The organism is Luteibacter sp., assembly GCF_035539195.1.
In the GTDB taxonomy this organism is placed as follows: domain Bacteria; phylum Pseudomonadota; class Gammaproteobacteria; order Xanthomonadales; family Rhodanobacteraceae; genus Luteibacter.
Map to the genome: position 1 here is coordinate 33,611 of NZ_DATLIW010000040.1, position 19,719 is coordinate 53,329.

At 65.9% G+C, this 19,719-nt stretch carries 16 protein-coding genes and 1 pseudogene; 7 read left to right on the top strand and 10 right to left on the bottom strand.

Annotated elements, in window-relative coordinates:
* The first annotated feature begins 33 nt into the window (after positions 1 to 33).
* Genes VM621_RS17420 through VM621_RS17450 form a run of 7 tightly spaced genes read left to right on the top strand, consistent with a single transcriptional unit; the run spans position 34 to position 7,105 of the window.
* A complete protein-coding gene (locus VM621_RS17420; protein ID WP_325470233.1) occupies positions 34 to 738 on the top strand; it encodes a DUF1120 domain-containing protein in 705 nt (234 codons plus the stop codon).
* 1 nt (position 739) lies between these two features.
* Positions 740 to 1,477: a fimbria/pilus chaperone family protein gene (locus VM621_RS17425; protein WP_325470234.1), complete on the top strand. Its 738-nt coding sequence runs from the start codon at positions 740 to 742 to the stop codon at positions 1,475 to 1,477.
* The gene (locus VM621_RS17430; protein ID WP_325470235.1) at positions 1,474 to 3,921 is read left to right on the top strand and encodes a fimbria/pilus outer membrane usher protein; all 2,448 of its coding nucleotides are present in this window, start codon (positions 1,474 to 1,476) and stop codon (positions 3,919 to 3,921) included. Before VM621_RS17425 ends, VM621_RS17430 begins: the two co-directional genes overlap by 4 nt.
* Positions 3,918 to 5,072 carry a hypothetical protein gene (locus tag VM621_RS17435; RefSeq protein ID WP_325470236.1) on the top strand — a complete coding sequence of 385 codons (1,155 nt, stop codon included), beginning with the start codon at positions 3,918 to 3,920 and terminating at the stop codon, positions 5,070 to 5,072. Before VM621_RS17430 ends, VM621_RS17435 begins: the two co-directional genes overlap by 4 nt.
* A 44-nt stretch (positions 5,073 to 5,116) precedes the next feature.
* Positions 5,117 to 5,785 (top strand): hypothetical protein, encoded by a 669-nt coding sequence (locus tag VM621_RS17440; protein ID WP_325470237.1) that lies wholly within the window; start codon positions 5,117 to 5,119, stop codon positions 5,783 to 5,785.
* Positions 5,785 to 6,432, top strand: coding sequence for a hypothetical protein (locus VM621_RS17445; protein ID WP_325470238.1), 648 nt, complete (start codon positions 5,785 to 5,787; stop codon positions 6,430 to 6,432). The genes VM621_RS17440 and VM621_RS17445 overlap by 1 nt, the downstream gene beginning before the upstream one ends.
* Entirely contained in the window at positions 6,404 to 7,105 is a 702-nt protein-coding gene (locus VM621_RS17450; protein ID WP_325470239.1) for a DUF1120 domain-containing protein, read from the top strand. The genes VM621_RS17445 and VM621_RS17450 overlap by 29 nt, the downstream gene beginning before the upstream one ends.
* A 20-nt stretch (positions 7,106 to 7,125) precedes the next feature.
* On the opposite strand, the gene ilvN is transcribed toward VM621_RS17450, so the two are convergent.
* The 10 genes and pseudogenes from ilvN to thrC all read right to left on the bottom strand — a co-directional run bounded on the left by ilvN (position 7,126) and on the right by thrC (position 19,717).
* Positions 7,126 to 7,605 (bottom strand): acetolactate synthase small subunit, encoded by a 480-nt coding sequence (gene ilvN / locus VM621_RS17455; protein ID WP_325470240.1) that lies wholly within the window; start codon positions 7,603 to 7,605, stop codon positions 7,126 to 7,128.
* A 2-nt stretch (positions 7,606 to 7,607) separates the two neighbouring features.
* Positions 7,608 to 9,401 carry a biosynthetic-type acetolactate synthase large subunit gene (gene ilvB / locus VM621_RS17460; RefSeq protein WP_325470466.1) on the bottom strand — a complete coding sequence of 598 codons (1,794 nt, stop codon included), beginning with the start codon at positions 9,399 to 9,401 and terminating at the stop codon, positions 7,608 to 7,610.
* A gap of 190 nt (positions 9,402 to 9,591) precedes the next feature.
* Complete coding sequence (gene ilvC, locus VM621_RS17465; protein ID WP_325470241.1) at positions 9,592 to 10,614, bottom strand: ketol-acid reductoisomerase; 1,023 nt, start codon at positions 10,612 to 10,614, stop codon at positions 9,592 to 9,594.
* A gap of 143 nt (positions 10,615 to 10,757) precedes the next feature.
* Positions 10,758 to 12,491, bottom strand: coding sequence for a dihydroxy-acid dehydratase (ilvD, locus tag VM621_RS17470; RefSeq protein ID WP_325470467.1), 1,734 nt, complete (start codon positions 12,489 to 12,491; stop codon positions 10,758 to 10,760).
* Between the two features lie 26 nt (positions 12,492 to 12,517).
* A complete protein-coding gene (gene leuB, locus VM621_RS17475) occupies positions 12,518 to 13,582 on the bottom strand; it encodes a 3-isopropylmalate dehydrogenase (RefSeq protein WP_325470242.1) in 1,065 nt (354 codons plus the stop codon).
* Positions 13,579 to 14,175 carry a 3-isopropylmalate dehydratase small subunit gene (leuD, locus tag VM621_RS17480; protein WP_325470243.1) on the bottom strand — a complete coding sequence of 199 codons (597 nt, stop codon included), beginning with the start codon at positions 14,173 to 14,175 and terminating at the stop codon, positions 13,579 to 13,581. The genes leuB and leuD overlap by 4 nt, the downstream gene beginning before the upstream one ends.
* Entirely contained in the window at positions 14,172 to 15,587 is a 1,416-nt protein-coding gene (leuC, locus tag VM621_RS17485) for a 3-isopropylmalate dehydratase large subunit (protein ID WP_325470244.1), read from the bottom strand. Before leuC ends, leuD begins: the two co-directional genes overlap by 4 nt.
* Complete coding sequence (locus VM621_RS17490; protein WP_325470245.1) at positions 15,584 to 16,534, bottom strand: branched-chain amino acid transaminase; 951 nt, start codon at positions 16,532 to 16,534, stop codon at positions 15,584 to 15,586. Before VM621_RS17490 ends, leuC begins: the two co-directional genes overlap by 4 nt.
* 32 nt (positions 16,535 to 16,566) lie before the next feature.
* Positions 16,567 to 17,775 (bottom strand): annotated as a pseudogene (locus tag VM621_RS17495) (2-isopropylmalate synthase); the annotation flags it as partial.
* 664 nt (positions 17,776 to 18,439) lie between these two features.
* Positions 18,440 to 19,717 carry a threonine synthase gene (gene thrC, locus VM621_RS17500; protein WP_325470247.1) on the bottom strand — a complete coding sequence of 426 codons (1,278 nt, stop codon included), beginning with the start codon at positions 19,715 to 19,717 and terminating at the stop codon, positions 18,440 to 18,442.
* Positions 19,718 to 19,719: the final 2 nt, after the last annotated feature.

Consider the following 19,719-nt stretch of genomic DNA (forward strand, 5'->3'; position numbering starts at 1 on the left):
AGGATTGGCCGTCCGAAATAGGAGTGATCCTATATGGGCGGCCCGGCACGGCCGATATGCTTTCTGACCACTTTTCAGGAGAAGGGTCAGATGCGACATATCGCTTTGCTTTCCGGCATCAGTCTGGCGTTGCTGACACCACTGGCCGCGATCGCGGCCGATACGGCGACGCTCCAGGTCACGGGCACCATTACCCCGGCATCGTGCAGCGTGTCGTTGGGCGGTGCCCCGGACGTGCAGCTGGACCCCGTAAAACTGGGCGACTTCACGCCCGGTCAGGATCTCGCGCTCGGCGCAAAGACCGCATCGCTGCTGATCGACTGCCAGGGCGCTCCGGCAAAATTTCGTCTGAAGGCGACCGATTCGCTGGCCGAGGGTACGTCGACCGCCGGGGATTCCCACTACAGCCTCGGTCGTAACGAGCAGGGCAATCTCAACAAGCCCAACGGCTATTTCAAGTTGAGCATCGATGCGCAAAGCATGGCGTCCAGCAAGTTCGTTCTGAAGTCCACCGATAGCGGCGCAGGCCAGGCGTGGGGCACACCTGTGAGCGGCCTCGTCCCGTTCGATCACGATGGCGAGGCCTTTGCGTTCGCGGCCGATGCCTCGGCCACCGAGCCGGCAGACCTGGCGACGTTGACCGTGCCGTTGAAGATCGAAGCGGTGTTGGCCAAAGACCCTATCGTCAACGAGGACGTCGCTATTTCCGGTCGTGCCACGATCGAGATCTTTTACTGACGTGAAGAGGATCGGTACCTCGCGCAAGCACGCGATACGCCTCCTGTTCACCGTGCCACTGCTTGGCGCGGGCATGGCCATGCCCGCGCTGGCCGACGGCATGCTGCCGGAGACGTCGGTGGTCATCGTCTACGAGGAAAAGGGCGAGGCTTCGATCAATGTCAGGAATAGCGATCCGCGACCCTCGCTCCTGCATGTCACCTTGCAGGACATCCCCGAAGATACCGAGCCCTTGCTGTTCGTCACGCCGCCGGTCTCGCGCGTCGAGCCGGGGCAGAACCAGCTGGTCCGTTTCATCCTGCGTAACGTCGAGCCATTGAAGACTCAGCGGCTGAAACGCGTGGTGTTCGAAGGGCTGCAGCCGAAGAGCAAGCTGGAGCCGGGTCGCGCAACGGTTGCCGTGAACATCCGGCAGAACCTGCCGGTCATCCTGCACCCGAAGGGACTGGCGCCGAACCGGGAGCCTTGGAAGGGCCTCACCTGGTCGATCGACCAGGGCCAACTGGTGGTGCGCAACGATACGCCTTATGTCGTGCGCATGGGGCAGGAGGTTCATCTGCTACCCACGATGGCGTCGGTCCGCGTTCCCGCCGCATACGTGCTGCCGGGAGCCCGCCATGCGCTACCCCTTCCCGAAGCCGCCGGGACGGCGACGGCGGTACGGCTCTATCCAGCCACCGTCTACGGCTTCGCGGTCGATGCTTACGACGCACCGCTAAGTTCCGCTGCGACGCGATGAGCGGTGCCCATCTGCGTCTGGCGTTGCTGCCGCTGGCGTATGCGACGGATATCACCGACGCCTATGCCATGCGTCCCGACGAGAACCTCGTACGGGACGGCGACGTCGAGTTCGATCAGAGCATGCTGAAGCTGAGAGGCATCGATCCGAAGCTGGCCGAGTACTTTCGCGAGGCGCCGCGCTTCACAGCCGGGCATCACGTGGTCTCGCTTGCCGTCAACGGCAAACCCATGGGACAGACCAGCGCACGCTTCAACCCGAAGGGCGCGTTGTGCATCGACCAGGCACTGCTGGACGCGGCGGAGCTGACGCCGATCCGGACGAACGATCCCGCGACGGGCGAATCGCAGGAGGCTTCGTGCGTGAACCTGGTCGCGGTCTATCCCACGGCGAAAGTCGAGATCGATCCCGGCAAAGCCGCCGTTTCCCTGCTGGTCCCGACCGATGCGTTGCGCGTGCCGACGCAGGATGTGTCCGGCTACGAGCACGGCGGTGCCGCCGGACTTCTCAACTACGAGATCACCGGCTTGGACAGTCGATGGGGCTCGCGTACCAGCCGCTACTGGTCGGCCAATACCGAGGCCGGATTCAATGCGGGCGACTGGGTGTTTCGCAGCCACCAGGTCTCCACCTCCAGCGATGGCCGGCATCGTATCCAGATGTTGGACACGTATGCCCAGCGCGCATTTCCCGAGCGCCGATCGGTGCTGCAAGTGGGCGAGATCAACCTGGTGAGTCCTGTCCTGTCCGGGGCACAGATCGCCGGTGCCCAGGTCATGAGCGAACAGGCGCTTCCGACCCAGGGCGGCGGCGCCATCGTCGAGGGCGTTGCGCAGGGCGAGGCGCGCGTGGAAGTTCGCCAGGACGGCGTGCTGGTTTACTCGACCATCGTGCCGGCGGGCCCCTTCAAGCTGGCCGACATTCCGCGCATCAATCGTTACGCCGACCTCGATGTGACGGTCGTCGGCATCGACGGCGGCTCCCAGCACTTCGTGGTCGCCGCCGCACTGGCGGGCACCATCGCGCCGTCGGCAGGCTACTCGTTCGCGGTGGGGAAGGTGCGCAACACCGGTGCCGACCGTGCGCCGTGGGTCGCCAGTGGCGGATGGAGCGGGCCGGTCGGTCGTGGCGTGTCGCTGAGTGGCGGGCTCATGGCGGCTTCGAACTACCGTGCGATCGGGCTCGGCCTCGGTGTGCAGGTGGGATCGACGATGCAACTGCAAGTCAATCTCGCCGGATCCGATGCGCCGCGCGTGGACGCTTCGGGCACGCAGGCCATGCTGGCCCTGTCGCAGCGCCTGACCGATCGCTGGTCGTTCGGTCTTTCCCATACCCGCCAGGATCGGGGCTACCGCGACCTTCTCGACACGACGCGTGTCACGCAAGCGAGCCTTGGTCGTTCGCGCTATCGGGACCAGTCCACAGCGACGCTGTCCTGGTCGCACCCGGGGCTCGGTAACCTCAGTACGGGATACTCGCGCACGATCCTCTTCGACGGCCGTGGGGCGCGTCGCGCCCTGGCGTCGTGGGGGACGCGCGTCGGCCGCGCTTCGCTGTCGCTTTCGGCGGAATGGAATCTCAACGGCGGGCGCCGGGCCCGTGACAACAGCGTCTTCCTGACCGTCAGCGTTCCGCTTGGCGAGCAGCGTCGGCTGACTACCTCGATGCGCCGGTACGGCGCCGAGACCCGCTATGGGGCCAACCTGTCGGAGCAGATCAACGAGTACGCGTCGTATCGCGCAGGCATGGAATACCGGCCCGGCGACCGAAGGCGAAGCCTGACGGCCGGCCTGTCCTTACTGCCGCGCTATTTGCAGCTGGACACGGGCTACACGCGAAATCCGGAAGGCAGCACCACTACCCTTGGCCTTCGTGGCGCCCTTGTCTTGCATACGCACGGCCTGACCGCCTCGCCGTACGCCGTGCGTGACACCTTCGGCGTGCTCTCGGTAGGCGATGCCGCCGGTGTCCGGGTGTCGACCCCCGGTGGCCCCGTATGGACGGACGCGCGCGGTTACGCCGTGCTGCCGCAGCTCAGCCCCTTCGGCAAGAGCAGTATCGAAGTCGCGACCGACTCCCTGCCACGGCATGTCGATATCCAGAACGGTGCCGCCATCGTCGAGGCGGGGCGTGGTGCCGTGGCCTCGCTGCGCTTCGGCGTGGTGAAAACGCGTCGTCTCCTGCTCACTGCCCGGTCGGTCGATGGACGGGCCTTGCCGGTCGGCGCCACCGTCACGGACGAACACGGTGAGTTGGTCAGCCTGGTTCAGGGCGATGGTCAGGTCTTCGTGCCGAACGCATTGGCGACGCCGCGACTGTGGGTGAACATCCCCGACCTTCCGCGCTGCGAGCTGGACTACGCTCTGGGCGCGACTGCCGATGCCGGTGCCTACTTCGAATCGGCGGTCGCGGTATGTCATGCCGTCGAGAGGTCCGGCCCATGAATGCCAGGGTGAAATGGTTCTTCCTGGCGGTGCTTGCCTTTGCGGCCGAGGCTGGCGCGCAAGTGACGCACTGCGAGGTGACATCGAGCGCGCCACAGGTCGACTACGGTCGGCTCAGTCGCGCGACGATGGCCGTGGACGCAAGCGGCGATCTGGTCTTGCCGGCGCGCTCGATCACCCTGTCGGTCCGTTGCCCGGAGCCGCAGGATATGACGGTCTTCTTTCGTGCGCAGCCCGCCGACACGAAGGCATTTCGTTTCACAGGCCAGGGTCGGTTCGGGCTGCGCTTGCGCGGTGGCGTACTCGACGGCGAGGCCGTCGATCTTGGACAACTGGAAAGGCAAGGCGATATCCCTATTCGCGTGGCGTCGTCGCTTCCGTGGCAGCCCGACCAGGGCATCGCACCGGTCAAGGCCGGGCGGGTCGCCACCGGGCGCGTGTTCATCGCGCAGGTGGATATCGATGCGACCGTCAAGGCGCAGGCAATGAGCGTGCGCGATGCGACGCGCTGGACGATCCTCGGTGAGATCGACGCGGTGGGGGCGAGGGTCACGCGCGAGCTTTCGCTGCAGGCCGATGTGCTCGCGGGACGTTGCCAGGTGGAGGTGACACGGCACCTCTCCTTCGGACGGATCCGTTCGACGGATCTCGATCCAGGCGGTGCTTCGACGCCGCTTCCTTCGACGCAAAATGGCGAGCTGCAGGTCACGTGCGATGCTCCCATGCCATTCGCCCTGCGCCTTATGCGCGACGAGCGAGCGGGGACGGCGGTCGTCCCCACGGGACTCGGGCTGCGCTACACCGACGCATCATGGATGGGATTGGGGCAGACGCCTGCCGGCGAGAACATCGGCGCTTACGTACTCCATTGGGGCGCGAGAGCGACATCGGATCGAGGTGAACTGCATGCCACCCGCTCGGTGGATGGCGGCAGGACGTGGTCGCAAGCCCGCGACCCCATCGTGGCCGTGCCCACGGGCACGGAACGCCTGGGTTATGCCGGCACCGGCGATGCCGCGGCCGGTCCCAGCCCGCTGACGGCGTTGCACATCACCCTCGATGCCAAGGTCTACCTCGCTCCCAGGCATCTGCTCTCGTTGAACGAAGCGATCGAGGCAGATGGCCTCGTGACTTTCGAGATCGTTTATTGAGACCCATCCGCTCCAGGAAGGTCGTTACCATGAAGGAAAAACGCATGAAACACCTGTCGGTCCTCATATCGACGTCGTTGCTGTTCGTGGCCTCCCAGGCCGCGAGCGCGGCAAGCGCCGATTTGCTCGTCAATGGAAGCATCGCACCCGGCGCGGCGTGTGGTGTCAGCATCGGTAGCAGCGCATTGGACCTCGGTACGATCGCTCGCGGGATGTTGAACGAGGATCCGTCGAAGCCGACGAATCTGGAGGAGCAGCGGGTCAAGACCCTGGTGACCTGCCTGAACGCCACGCGATTCGCCTTTGTCGTTACCGAAGCAAGGGGAAGCGATTTCAGTCAGCCGTTGGTCTTCAACATGTACGCCGCGGACGGCGAGGCAACCCCCGGCAAGCTGTTCCTGCTTTTCGATACGCAGTCGACCAAGATCGACGGCAAGCAGGGATACGCCACGGGATCGAGCCAGGGCACGAGCGACCTCGAACACGCGACCTGGGGGCCGGCGACATCTCCAAGGGAGAACCTGCCTATCACCAACGGGCGTTACGCCGTCGGCTTCGTGAGAGTTGCCGAGAGTACCGATGCGCCGGACAACATCAAGGACCTGAGCGTCGACCTGCTCATACGGCCCCTGATCAAACCGACGAACGAGCTGGACCTCTCGGACACCGTGGGATTCTCCAGCGACCTTGGCCTCGAGATCAGGTACTTCTAATGACAACGCATCGCAGCGCAGCCGCCATCCTCATGACATTCGCGCTGGCGCCCACGGGCGCGCTGGCAAGCAACAGCATCGGCTTGCAAGTCGCCGGGAGCATCTCTCCCACCTCGTGCGAGGTCTCGTTGAGGGACGGCGTCCTGGATCTCGGGGATATCGGTATGGGAGATCTGAACCCCATCGAGACCGAGTACACGCACTTCGTCGACAAGGACAACACGCTGCTCGTCGAGTGCGGCGGTCCGGCGCGATTCGCCCTGAAGGCTCGCGACCTGGCGACGGGAGGCGGTAACGGCCGCGAACGCTATGGTCTGGGTCTTGGCAGTAATGGCAAGCCGACGGGTCACTTCGTCCTGACCGAGCAGTACCACGGGGCGATGGCCGATGCCAAGGCAGCGTATGTCACCGGATCGGAAGACCTCGCGTCCTGGAGCGCATCGACCGATAGCAGCATCCCGTTCTCGCAAGGGGCCTACTACGTCGGCTTGAACAAGACCGGGGGTGTCACCTCGGGCCCCGACTTCATACGTTCCGCATCCATGTCGTTGAGCATCGCCGTCTATATCGCGCCGAAGGTCGATCTGGTGCTTGAAGACGAGCTGACGCTAGCCGGCGATGTTTCATTCGAGATTGCGTACTTCTGAGGGTTTTTCCGTGATACATCGTCCATCCGCGCTTACCTGTGCCCTTCTTCTTTTTTCGGCGGCCGGCTCGCTGGCTGCTTCGGGCGTCGACCTGGGTGTTGCCGGCCGCATTACGCCGGGCCCCGCGTGTGAGATGACGGTCGGAACCGGCATCGTCGACTTCGGGCGGATTGCGCGCGGCGACCTCAATCCCGATCCCTCTCTGCCCACGGCGCTTGGCGAGCAACGGATCAAGATGAACATCGTCTGCGCCAACCCGATGCGTTACGCGACCGTCGCCAGCGGTGCCTCGCGAAGCGCTACCCATGACGACTACGATTTCGGCCTGGTTTCGGACGGCGGTCAATCGACGGCAGGAAAGCTGTACGTCCGATATGACAGCTGGTCGGCCCATATCGAAGGCGCGCATGCCTACTACACGGCGTCGGCAAGCCCGACCGATCTTGAACATACGATATGGGGACCTTCCACGGGCTCCGTCCAACCCATCCCCAATGGGGCGTTCGCGATAGGCTTCGTAGCTGACAATGGAAGCGACAAGCCGCCTTCGCCGATCAAGCATTTCGATACCTACCTTCTCTTGAACGCGCATATCAAGCCCGTGAACGAACTCGACCTGAGCAACGAGCTGACCTTCTCGGGCGACCTGGGATTCGAGATCCGCTACTTCTGAGCGGCGAGTACCCGATGGTGTCAGGCCGCGACAAGGGGTTGTGCGATCGTGGCGATGCCACTGCGTGCGTGGTCGAGGATATGACCCGAAAGGCGGAGGGCGATGAGGAAGGCATCGACATCGCGCGCGCATCCGGTGTACTCGACCACCGACTGTCCCGCCGAGCGGTGCAGCAGGCGGCCGCCGAAGCGGCTAAGGCACGCGTCGACCGCCTCGCCGCCCGCGTCCGTACGGGCCACCAGCAGTTCGCGCTCGACGTGATCGCTTCCCGAGACATCGGCGATCTCGATGACGTCCACGAGTTTCGCCGATTGCTTGACGATCTGCTCGACGACGGCGTCGTCGCCGAATACGACCAGCGTCAGCCTCGATGCATCCACGTCCTGCGTCGCCGCGACGGTCAACGATTCGATGTTGTAGCCGCGCGATGCGAACAGTCCTGCGACGCGGGCCAGGGCGCCGGCTTCGTTCTGTAACAGCATGGATATCAGGTGGCGCATGGTCAGAACATCCCGGTGGGTTCGGCGGTGTCGATCGGCGGCGCGTGGCGACTGGCGATCCAGTCGCCGGTGATCATTTCGGCATAGGTCGAGCCGGGGCCGACCATGGGGTACACGCCGGCGTCGGGATCGATGACGACTTCGAGAAAGGCGGGTCCGTCGAAGGCGAGAAAGTCGGCGATGGTCGCGTCGATCTCGGCTGGCTTGTCGAGACGTCGCGCCCAGTCGAATCCATCGGCTTGCGCCGCGCGCACGAAATCCTTTTTGTGCAGGCTCTTGTCGGAGGCGGAGAAGCGTCCCTTGAAGAACAGCTTCTGCCACTGGCGCACCATGCCGTCGCCGGCGTTGTTGAGTACGACCACCTTCACCGGAAGGCCGTAGGTCGTCACCGTTTCCAGTTCGCCGATGTTCATCCGGATGCTGGCGTCGCCGTCGATGTCGATGACGACGAGGTCGCGACGGGCGAACTGGGCGCCGATGGCCGCGGGCAGGCCGAAGCCCATCGTGCCCATGGATCCCGAGGTGAGCCAGCGACGTGGCTCGCGGAAGTCGAAATATTGTGCGGCCCACATCTGGTGCTGGCCGACACCGGTGCTGATGATCGCGCGGCCGTCGGTGATGCGATTGATCGCTTCGATCACCGCACAGGGATGGATGGCTTCGCCGTCGCGGCAGAAGTCCATGGCATGGGTTTGCTTGAGCGCGGCGACATGGGCGTGCCACGCCGCGTAATCGGTGCCGAAACCCGTGCGCTGGCCGTAGGCAAGGAGGCGCTCGAGAGAGGTATCGAGCGAGCCGATGTGTTTCCAGTCCACGGCCTTTACCTTGCCGATTTCCGCCGGATCGATATCGATCTGGGCGATCGCCCGCGCCTTGGGTGCAAACTTGTCCGGTACGCCGACGACACGGTCGTCGAAGCGCGCGCCGAGGGCGAAGACGAAGTCGCAGTCGTCCATCGCGTAGTTGGCATACGCGGCGCCGTGCATGCCGAGCATGTGCATTGCCAGGGGATCGGTAGTGTCGAATCCGCCGATACCCATGAGCGTCGTGACGACGGGCAGTCCGAATGCGTGCGAGAACGCGCGCAGCGCGCCCGCCGCTCCGGCCGAGACGACGCCGCCGCCGGCGTAGATCAGCGGTCGTTTCGCCGCCGCGAGCATCGCGAAGAACGTTGCGCAGTGCGCGTCGTCGATGACTGCCGACTCCACCGCGTGCAGCCGCGACCGATAGCCGCGCACGGCCAGCTCGCGCCGGCCCTCGAAGACCAGCGGCGCGTTCTGGATATCCTTGGGAATATCGATGACCACGGGACCCGGCCGGCCGCTGCGTGCGATATGAAACGCCGTGCGCAGGGTGGCCTCGAGGGTCGAGGCGTCGGTGACCAGGAATACGTGTTTGGCACAGGCCCCCATGATCGTGGTGATCGGCGCTTCCTGGAACGCGTCGGTACCGATCGCGCCGGTGGGAACCTGGCCGCAGACGACGACCAGCGGGATCGAATCCGCCATGCAGTCGCGCACCGGCGTCACTGCATTCGTCGCGCCGGGTCCGGACGTGACCAACGCGACGCCGACGCGGCCGGACGCCCGCGCATAGCCCGCCGCCATGAAGCAGGCGCCCTGTTCGTTCGCGGGAACGATGAGCGGCAGGGATTCGCTGCCATCGTCATGCAGGTGCGATTCGTTGTAACGGAACACCGCGTCGTAGACGGGAAGGATGGCGCCACCGGAGTAACCGAAGAGTACGTCCAGGCCCTCGTCGGCGAGCACCTGCACGACGATGTCCGCCCCGGTCATGGCTTGGCCGGCCAGGGGATGATTCACGGTAGGACGGCGAATGTCGCCGACGGAGTCCAGTTGCGCGTTCACGGGTATCTGAGTCCTCTCATGTAAAGGGTGTAGGAGCGCGCGACGTCCGCGATGGGGAGCCGCGGGAGGGATCGCAAAGAACGGCGCGTACGTCGCGCGCCCCTACAAGACCTGCCGCTTACTCCGCGGCCTTGGCTGGCTCCGGTGCCGGTTTCGGCTGGTTGGTGGCCAGCCACGGCATGCGTGCGCGCAACTGAGCGCCGACCTTTTCGATCGGGTGGTCGAGATCGCGCTGCTTGAACGCCTTGTAATTGGGCAGGCCGGCCTTGTATTCGGCGGTCCACTCGCGGGCGAACGTGCCGTCCTGGATCTCGGTGAGGACCTGCTTCATGCGCTGCTTGGTACCTTCGTCGACGATGCGCGGACCACGGGTGTAGTCGCCGTACTGCGCCGTCTCGGAGACGAACTCCAGCATGCGGGCGATGCCGCCTTCGTAGAAGAGGTCGACGATGAGCTTGAGCTCGTGCATGACCTCGTAATAGGCGATCTCCGGTCGATACCCAGCCTCGACGAGGGTTTCGAATCCCTTGATGACCAGCTCGCTGGCGCCGCCGCAGAGCACGGCTTGTTCGCCGAACAGGTCGGTCTCGGTTTCCTCCTTGAAGTCGGTTTCGATCAGCATCGCGCGCGCACCGCCGATGCCCGCGGCATAGGCCGTGGCACGCTCGGCGGCGTGGCCCGTGGCATCCTGGTGCACGGCATAGAGGCAGGGCACGCCACGACCGATTTCATACTCGCGACGGACCAGCGCGCCGGGACCCTTCGGCGCGACCAGCACGACGTCGATATCCTTGCGCGGATCGATCTGGCCGAAGTGCACGTTGAAGCCATGGGCGAACAGCAGTGTCGCGCCGGGCTTGATGTTCGGCTCGATGGCGTCCTTGTAGATGCCAGGCTGGGTCATGTCCGGGGTGAGCACGGCAACCAGGTCCGCGCCGCGCACGGCGTCGCCCGGTTCGGCCACGGCGAAACCGTCGACATAGGCGCGGCTCCACGACGGACCGCCGGGACGCAGCCCGACCACCACATCCAGGCCGGAGTCTTTCAGGTTGAGCGCATGCGCGCGGCCCTGGCTGCCGTAGCCGAGCACGGCGATACGGGCGTTCTGCAGGGGGGCGGTGGTGGCTTGCTTGTCGGTCACGGGGTGTCTCCTGATAGGGATTGGCAAGTGGCGCAAAACGGGTGGCTCTGGATGCCGTGCAGCGATGCTCTTCGTGGGAGCCGCTTCAGCGGCGATAGGCTTGCAACGAGGTTCGACGACATCGGCTCCTACACAAGGTGGCGTCAGTTGCCGATCAGCTCCTGGGTCATGTTTTCCTCGTCGGCCTTACGCCGGGTCGGGGTTGCGGTGGTCGCCGGTGCATCGTCGAAGGCCTGCGTTACCGCACCTTCCGCGGCCGAGCCAACGAGTCGCGCGTACTTCGCCAGCACGCCGCGCGTCACCTTGGGCGGTGTCGGTTGCCACGTTCCGCGACGCGAGGCGAGGTCGGCGTCGGTGCGCAGCTCGCGGGTCGCGGCATCGATGAAGATCGCGTCGCCCTCGCGGATCAGCCCGATCGGACCGCCGCGCGCTGCCTCGGGTGCGATGTGTCCGACCATGAACCCATGCGTGGCGCCGCTGAAGCGCCCGTCGGTGATCAGTGCCACGTCGTTGCCGAGCCCACGACCGACGAGGGCGGCGGTGACCGCCAGCATCTCGCGCATACCCGGGCCGCCGGCGGGGCCTTCGTTGCGGATGACCATGACGTCGCCCGAGCGGATGCGCCCGGCCTGCACGGCGGCGAAAGCGTCTTCTTCGCTCTCGAAGACGCGCGCCGGGCCGGCGTGGCTGGTGCGGCCGTGGCCGGCCAGCTTCAGGATGCAGCCTTCGGGTGAGAGGTTGCCGTAGAGGATGCTGTACCCACCGCGCGGCTTGAACGCGTTCGCGACGGTGCGCACGACTTGCTGTCCTTCGCTGGCTGCGGGCGCGGCATCCAGTTCGGCGAACAGGCTGCGGCCGGTGACGGTTGGCGTGTCGGTGATCAATCCGGCCTTGCGCAATTCCTGCGCGACGATGGCCGTGCCGCCCGCGGCGGTGAGTTCCACCGCGCTATAGCGACCGCCCGGCTTCAGGTCGGCGATCACCGGCGTATGCGCGGAGGCCGGTTCGAAGTCCTCGATGGTCAATGGCACGCGCGCTTCGTTAGCCATCGCCAGCAGGTGCAGTACGGCATTGGTGGAGCCCGCCGTCGCGGCGACCATGCGCGCCGCGTTATCGAAAGCCGTGCGGGTCATCACGTCGCGAGGCAGGCGATTGTCGTTGAGGCAGGCCATGGCCAGTTCGCCGCAGCGGAAGGCCGCGTCGCGCTTGGCCGGGTCGGTCGCCGGGATGTCGTTGAGCCCGAGCGGGGACAGGCCCAGCGTGGTCAGTACCATCGCCATGGTGTTGGCGGTGAACTGGCCGCCACAGGCGCCTGCGCCCGGGCAGGCATGACGCTCCACATCGTCCAGCTCGGCATCGTCGATCTTGCCGGCACCATGGGCGCCGACCGCTTCGAACACTTCCTGCACGGTGATCGGGCATCCATGCCGACTGCCGTGCGCGATGCTGCCGCCGTAGAGCGCCACACCGGGAATGTTCAGGCGGGCGAGCGCCATCGCGGCCGCGGGAATGGTCTTGTCGCAGCCACACAGGACCACCATGGCATCCAGGCAATGGCCGTCCACCGCGAGCTCGATGGAATCGGCGATCAGCTCACGGCTCACCAGCGAGGAGCGCATGCCGGACGTGCCCATGGCGATCCCATCCGTGACGGCGATGGTGTTGAACTCGACCGGTGTGCCGCCGGCAGCGCGCACGCCGTCGGCGGCGGCCTCGGCGAGATCGCGCAGGTTGAGATTGCACGGCGATACGTTGGACCAGCTGTGCACGATCGCGACCATCGGCCTGGCGATGGCTTCATCGTCCAGGCCGGTGGCGCGCAACATGGCCCGCGCGGGGGCGCGATCCGGGCCGGTCTTGATGGCGTCGCTGCGCAACGTGCGGATCGGGATCTTCTTCGTGTTCATGCGGCCTCCGCCTTGGCTTTACATGCATCCAGAACAGCGCGTGTCACGGCATATGTCGTCGCACTGCCGCCCAGGTCGCGGGTGAGATTGCCGTGCTCGAGAACGTGATCCACCGCCGCTTCGACCACGGTGGCCTCCTCCGCCAAGCCCAGGGAGTGACGCAGCAGCATGGCCGCCGAGAGGATCGTCCCGAGTGGGTTCGCCAGCTGCTGTCCCGCGATATCCGGTGCCGAACCGTGGATCGGCTCATAGACGCCGGCGCCCGGCCCACCGATCGATGCGGAGGGCGACAGGCCCAGAGAGCCGGCAAGCACCGAGGCTTCGTCGGTCAGGATGTCGCCGAACATGTTCTCGGTAACGATCACGTCGTAGTCGGCAGGGCGGGTCAGCAGGTGCATCGCCATGGAGTCGACCAGCTGGTGCTCGAGCGCCACGTCGGGGTAGTCGGCACCGACACGCGTGGCGACGGAGCGCCACAGGCGAGAGGTCTCCAGCACGTTGGCCTTGTCCACCGAGGTCACTTTCTTCTTGCGGGTACGCGCCAGCTCGAACGCATGACGGACGACGCGCTCGATCTCCTCGACGCTGTACCGGCACTCGTCGGTCGCCTCGGTGTCGCTGCGGGTCTTCGCGCCGAAATAGATGCCGCCAGTGAGCTCACGGATGAAGACCAGATCCACGCCTTGCGTACGCTCGGCTTTCAGCGGCGACAGCGCGGCGGTGCGCGGGTGCAGCTTCAGCGGACGTACGTTGGCGAAAACGCCGAGGAGCTTGCGCATGGCCAACAGGCCCTGTTCCGGGCGCACCGTCGCGTTGGGGTCCGACCACTTCGGGCCGCCCACCGCGCCGAGCAGGATCGCGTCGGCGGCCAACAGCGCTTCGCGCGTCGCCGGCGGCAGCGGATCGCCGAAGCGATCGATGGCATCGCCGCCGATCGCGTGCTCGCTGAAGGTGAACTGATGACCGAAGCGCTCGGCGACCTGGCGCAGCACGGCGACGCCGGCGGCGGCGACTTCGGGGCCGATGCCGTCACCGGGCAGTACGACGATCTGGGCCTTCATGCGGCTTCCTCCATACGGTGTTCGAAGGTGTCGATGGCCGCTTCCTGCCGTAGCAGGAAACCCATCTGGTCGACGCCGTTGAGCAGGCAATGGCGCGAGAAGGCGTCGAGATCGAAACGGATCGTGCCGCCGTCGGGCAGGCGGATCGAACCGTCCGCGATGTCGATGCGAAGCTCGATGCCGGGGTTGTCCAGCAGCCAGCGATGCTCGGCCGGGCTGACCACGATGGCGAGCAGGCCGTTCTTGAGCGAATTTCCGCGAAAGATGTCGGCGATCTCGCTGGAGATCACGGCCTGGATGCCGTAGTCGAGCAGGGCCCAGGGGGCGTGCTCGCGCGACGAACCGCAGCCGAAGTTATGGCCGGCAACCAGGATCGCGCAGCCGCGGGCGTTGGGCTGGTTCAGCGGAAAGGCCGGATCGTCGCTGCCATCGGCGGCATAGCGCCAGTCTTCGAAGCAATGCTTGCCCAGGCCGGTGCGTTCGGTCGTGGTGAGAAAGCGCGCCGGGATGATCCGGTCGGTGTCGATGTTTTCGTTGCGCAGCACCGCGGTGCAGGAATGCACGTAGGCGAGCGGGCGGCTGGTCTGGCTCATGCGGCGACTTCCTGGGTCATGTATTCGCGGGGATCGGTGACGCGCCCGGCCACGGCCGAGGCGGCGGCGACGAGCGGGCTGGCGAGCACGGTGCGTGCCCCCTTGCCCTGGCGTCCCTCGAAGTTGCGATTGCTGGTGGCGACGACGAGCTGGCCCGGCTGTGCGAGGTCGCCGTTCATGGCGATGCACATGGAGCACCCTGGCTCGCGCCACTCGGCGCCGGCGGCGCGGAAGATCTCGTGCAGGCCTTCGCGCTCGGCATCGCGGCGTACCTGTTCGGATCCCGGTACGACCAGCATGCGCACGCCGGCGGCGACGCTGCGTCCGCGTAGGATCTCCGCCGCGGCACGCAGATCGGACAGGCGACCGTTGGTGCAGCTGCCAACGAAGACGACATCGACGCGTTCGCCGGCGATCGGCTTGCCGGCCACCACCTGCATGTAATCGAGCGCGCGCTGCTCCACCGCATCGGCGGCGACCGGAACGTTGGCATGAATGGCGACGACCATGCCCGGGTGCGTGCCGTAGGTGACCGAGGGCTGGATCTTCGAGGCATCGATGCGAACCTCGCGGTCGTATGCCGCGCCGGTATCGCTGGGCAGGGTGCGCCAATGGGCGACGGCACGATCCCAGGCCTCGCCCTTGGGCACACGCTCGCGGCCTTCGAGCCAGGCGAACGTGGTTTCGTCCGGCGCGATCAGGCCGGCGCGGGCGCCTGCTTCGATCGACATGTTGCAGACGGTCATGCGCTCTTCCATCGACAGGGCGCGAATCGCATCGCCCATGTACTCCAGCACGTAGCCCGTGCCGCCGCCGATACCGATCGTGCCGATGATGTGGAGGATCAGATCCTTCGCCGTGACGCCCCGCTGCAGGGTGCCGTCCACATGGATGGCGAAGGACTTCGGCTTGCGCTGGAGCAGGCACTGGGTCGCCAGCACATGGCCGACCTCGGTGGTGCCGATGCCGAAGGCCAGCGCACCGAACGCACCGTGGGTCGCGGTATGGCTGTCGCCGCATACGATCGTCATGCCCGGCTGCGTCGCGCCCACCTCGGGACCGGCGACGTGCACGATGCCGCGCTGCGGACTGTCCCAGCCCATCAGGTCGATGCCGAACTCGCGGACATTGGATTCCAGTTTGGCGACCTGCGCCTCGGCTTCCTTCGTGTAGTAGGGACGAACACCGCTCGCGTCGGCAGGCAGGGTCGGGGTGGAGTGATCGAGGGTCGCCAGCGTGCGGTCGGGGCGGCGTACCTTCAGGCCACGCGAGCGCAGTTCGTCGAACGCCTGCGGGGACGTGACTTCGTGGACGAGGTGCAGGTCGATGTACAGCACGCCCGGCGTGGCGTCGGTTTCGGGGACGACCTGGTGGCTGTCCCATAGCTTGTCGAAAAGGGTGCGCGCGCTCATGCCGCGGCCCTCCCGGCGACGGCGGGCTCGTCGATGGCGCTCAGCCAGCCCCAACGATCTTCGGTGCGGCCATCGAACAGGCCGAAGAAGTCTTCCTGCAGCTGCCGCGTGATCGGGCCCGGGCGACCGCTGCCGACCGGTTTGCGGTCCACCGAACGGACGGCGGTGACTTCCGCCGCGGTGCCCGTCATGAACACTTCGTCGGCGAAGTACAGCATCTCGCGTGGCAGCGATTGCTCGACGACGTTGAAGCCACGGTCGCGGGCCAGGGTCAGTACGGAATCGCGCGTGATGCCGCAGAGGATCGACGAGGCGGCCGGCGGCGTGTAGATGGTGCCCTTGCGCACGATGAACAGGTTCTCGCCGGCGCCCTCGCTCAGCAGGCCGTCGGTACCCAGGGCGATGCCTTCGGCGAAGCCGCCGTTGACCGCTTCGCGCGCGATCAGCTGGCTGTTGAGATAGTTGCCGCCGGCCTTCGCGCCGCTGGGATAGGTATTGGGCGCGGCGCGGTTCCACGAGGACACGCACACGTCGACGCCGTTCTCGATGGCGTCGGCACCATGGTATGCGCCCCAGGGCAGGGCGATGATGGCGACGTCCACGGCGGTATCCAGCGAAGGAGCCAGGCTGAAGGTGAAGCCACTGCGGAAGACGATCGGACGCACATAGGCCGAGGTGAGGCCGTTGGCGGCGATCACGTCGCGGCAGGCGCGGTTGATCGTGTCGGCGTCGAACGGCATCACCAGGTCGTAGACACGCGCGGAGTGAAACAGCCGCTCGGTGTGTTCCTCGAGACGGAAATAGCGCGGTCCGTCCGGGGTGGCGTACACGCGCACGCCCTCGAACACGGAGGATCCGTAGTGCAGCGCATGGGCGCCGACATGAACGGTGGCGTCGGCCCAGGTCTTGATGCGACCGTTGTGCCAGAGATGGGTCGGGGCTTCCATGTATTGCTCCTTCAGGGGCTGACCGCGACGGCGGCGGCTTGGGTGTTGTTTTGATGTGTTGCCATCAGTGAACAGATGTCATCGTTGGTCACGGAGCGCTGTTTGTCTGTAAGGGTTTTAAAACTTTCGAAGACGGCGTCGAGCGTCGCCTCGTCCACGTCGTACTCGAGTTCGACCAGGCGCTGGCGCAGCGCGTGGCGGCCGGAATGCTTGCCCAGAACGAGCGAGGTCTTCGCGCCGACATCCTGCGGTCGCATGATTTCGTAGGTGCCGCGGTGCTTGAGCATGCCGTGCTGGTGAATGCCGGATTCGTGGGCGAACGCGTTGTCGCCGACGATGGCCTTGTTGCGTGGCACGGCCTGCCCGGTGACTTCGGCGAGCACGCGGGAGGTCGGAAAAAGGCGCTCGGTGACGATCCCCGTATCGACCTTGAACAGCGGGCGGCGCGTATGCAGCGCCATCACGATCTCCTCCAGCGCGGCGTTGCCGGCGCGTTCGCCGATGCCGTTGATGGTGCATTCCACCTGTCGCGCACCGGCACTGATCGCGGCCAGGCTGTTGGCGGTGGCCATGCCCAGGTCGTCGTGGCAGTGGGCCGAGAAGACCACGCGATCCGCCCCACGCACGTGCTTGCGCAGGTAGGTGAACATCTCGGTGATTTCCTGCGGGGTGACATAGCCGACGGTATCGGGCGCGTTGAGGACGCAGGCACCGGCTTCGACGGCGACGGAGAAGATCTCGGCGAGGTAGTCCGGCTCGGTGCGCAGCGCATCTTCGGCCGAGAACTCGACTTCGTGAGCGAGGGCCTTGGCCCTGAGAATCGCCGTTGCAGCGATATCGATCACTTCCTGCTTGCTCTTGCCGAGCTTGTGCTCGCGGTGCAGGGGACTGGTGGACAGGAACAAGTGTATCCGTGAATGTCGAGCGCCTTGCAATGCCTTACCCGCACTGTCGATGTCCGCGGGCTGACATCGGGCCAATGCGGCGATCGTGGGCGTCTTCAACGTCCTCGCGATCTCCGCCACGGCGGCGAAATCGTCGGGTGAGGCTTGGGGAAACCCGGCCTCGATGATGTCGACGCCGAGTGCCTCCAGGGCATGTGCCATGCGCAATTTCGCACGCCGGTCCATCGAGAAGCCGGGGGCTTGCTCGCCGTCGCGCAAGGTGGTGTCGAAGATGCGCACGCGACCGCCTACGTCGCTCTCGACGGATTCGGTGCTGCCCTGGTTTGCTGGATTCATGTCTGGCTCCGCTCGTGATGAGGCGGGCCGGGGCAATAAAAAACCCCGCATCCGTTGCCGGGTGCGGGGTTCTTAAGGAGTCTTCAGGTTTGTTTCTTATTTACCTGGACACTTGCCCTTAGCCCGCACCTCCGCAGGTAATAAGTACAAGGTTAATAAGAAGGAGGCCGCCGCCGAGACGCAGCTTGCCGACTGCCGCCGGGAGGCGGTTCAGGGCAAAGCGGCCAGTGGTGGTGCGCTGCGTCATGTAGTCGACCGTATGTCAGGTCGTCGACGTGTGTCAACACTTTCTCTTGAAACTTGTTTCCTAGGACATTTGGACGGCTAGACGCCCGAGCGGGTGGTTCGCATGCGGAAAGCCTGCCCTCTATGCGAATTCGCAAACTGGTATTGCCCAGTGAGGGCATCGCCGCTGAAGCGGCTCCCACACCGGATAGGCGCGGTCTCCACTCGGTGTGCAAGGCCGCACGTACCCGCCGTCAGCCGTCAGCCGTCAGCCGCCAAGTGCCATTGCCATTGCCATTGCCATTGCCATTGCCAGTTGCCAGTTGCCAGTGCCAGTTGCCAGTGCCAGTGCCAGTTGCCAGTTGCCAGTTACCAGGTGCCAGGTACCAGGTGCTCCAGCGGTATGTGGGAGCCGCTTCAGCGGCGATAGCGCGGCCGCCTACCAGCGGCGCAGCCAGGCGGCGAACGTGCCGGCATCGACAGCGAGCGGCTCGGCGGATGCTTCGCGGACGAGCATGGCGCCCAGGGCTTCGGGGATGGCAACGGTACGCCCGATCAGCGGCTCGACGATCGTGTCGAACTTGGCCGGATGCGCGGTGGCCACCACCGTCCAGCGGCGTGCATCTCCCGCCAGCCGCCGACGCTCGACTACGCGGATCGCCGTCGCCGTGTGCGGGCAGAAGATTTCATCGTCGCTGGCGGCGTGACGACGAATCACGTCGCGGATTTCCGCATCGTCGACACCTTCGGCATGGCCGCGCCGTCGCGTGGCATCGTCGCCACCGAACAGATGACTCAGCCGTTCGAAGTTGCTTGGCGCACCGACATCCATCGCGTTGGCTATCGTCGCCACCGCATCCCGCGCGCGGTAAGGCAGCCCGGCGAAGAACTCCGGCAAGGTATCGTTGGCGTTGCATGCGAACACCACCTCGCCGATCGGCATGCCGATTTCACGCGCCCAGAGGCAGGCAACGGCGTTGCCGAGGTTGCCGGTGGGCACGATCACGTTCATGAGGCCTTCGGTCTGTAACGACGCATGTCCGAAGTAAGCCATCTGTGGCAGCAGGCGCCCGAGGCTGATGCTGTTCGCCGAGGACATGGGTACGTCGGCTTGCAGGACGGTGTCGCTCAGCGCGCCCTTCACCAGGCGTTGGCAGTCGTCGAAGCTGCCGCCCACGCGCAGCGCGCGTACGTTGCCACCGAAGCTGCCCAGCTGATGCGCCTGACGCGGGGAGACGCGGTTGTCCGGATACAGAATGGCGACGCGGACGCCCGGCAGGTCATGGAATGCCGCGCCCACGGCCGCGCCGGTATCGCCCGAGGTGGCGACGAGAATCGTGAGCGGCCGGTCGCTGTCGCGCCGCAGGCGGCTGAGGCAGGCGGCGAGAAAACGTGCGCCGTAATCCTTGAAGGCGGCGGTCGGGCCGTGGAAGAGCTCGAGAACATGGGCACCCTCCATGTGCAGCTCACGGCGCGGTGCCGGAGGCGAGAAGGCTTCCGCACAGATCGCAGGCAGATCGTCTTCGAGCGGGTCGCCATCGAAGAAGGGCTCGAGCATGCGCAGGGCAGTCCCCGCGAGGGTGCCGTTCGCCGGCGGGAGCGGGACGCTCGGCATGCTCTCGGGAACGTAGAGACCGCCGTCGGGTGCGATGCCCGCCGCGATGGCATCGGAAAGACGTGTGGGCGCGGTACCGCCGCGCGTGCTGACATAGCGCATGG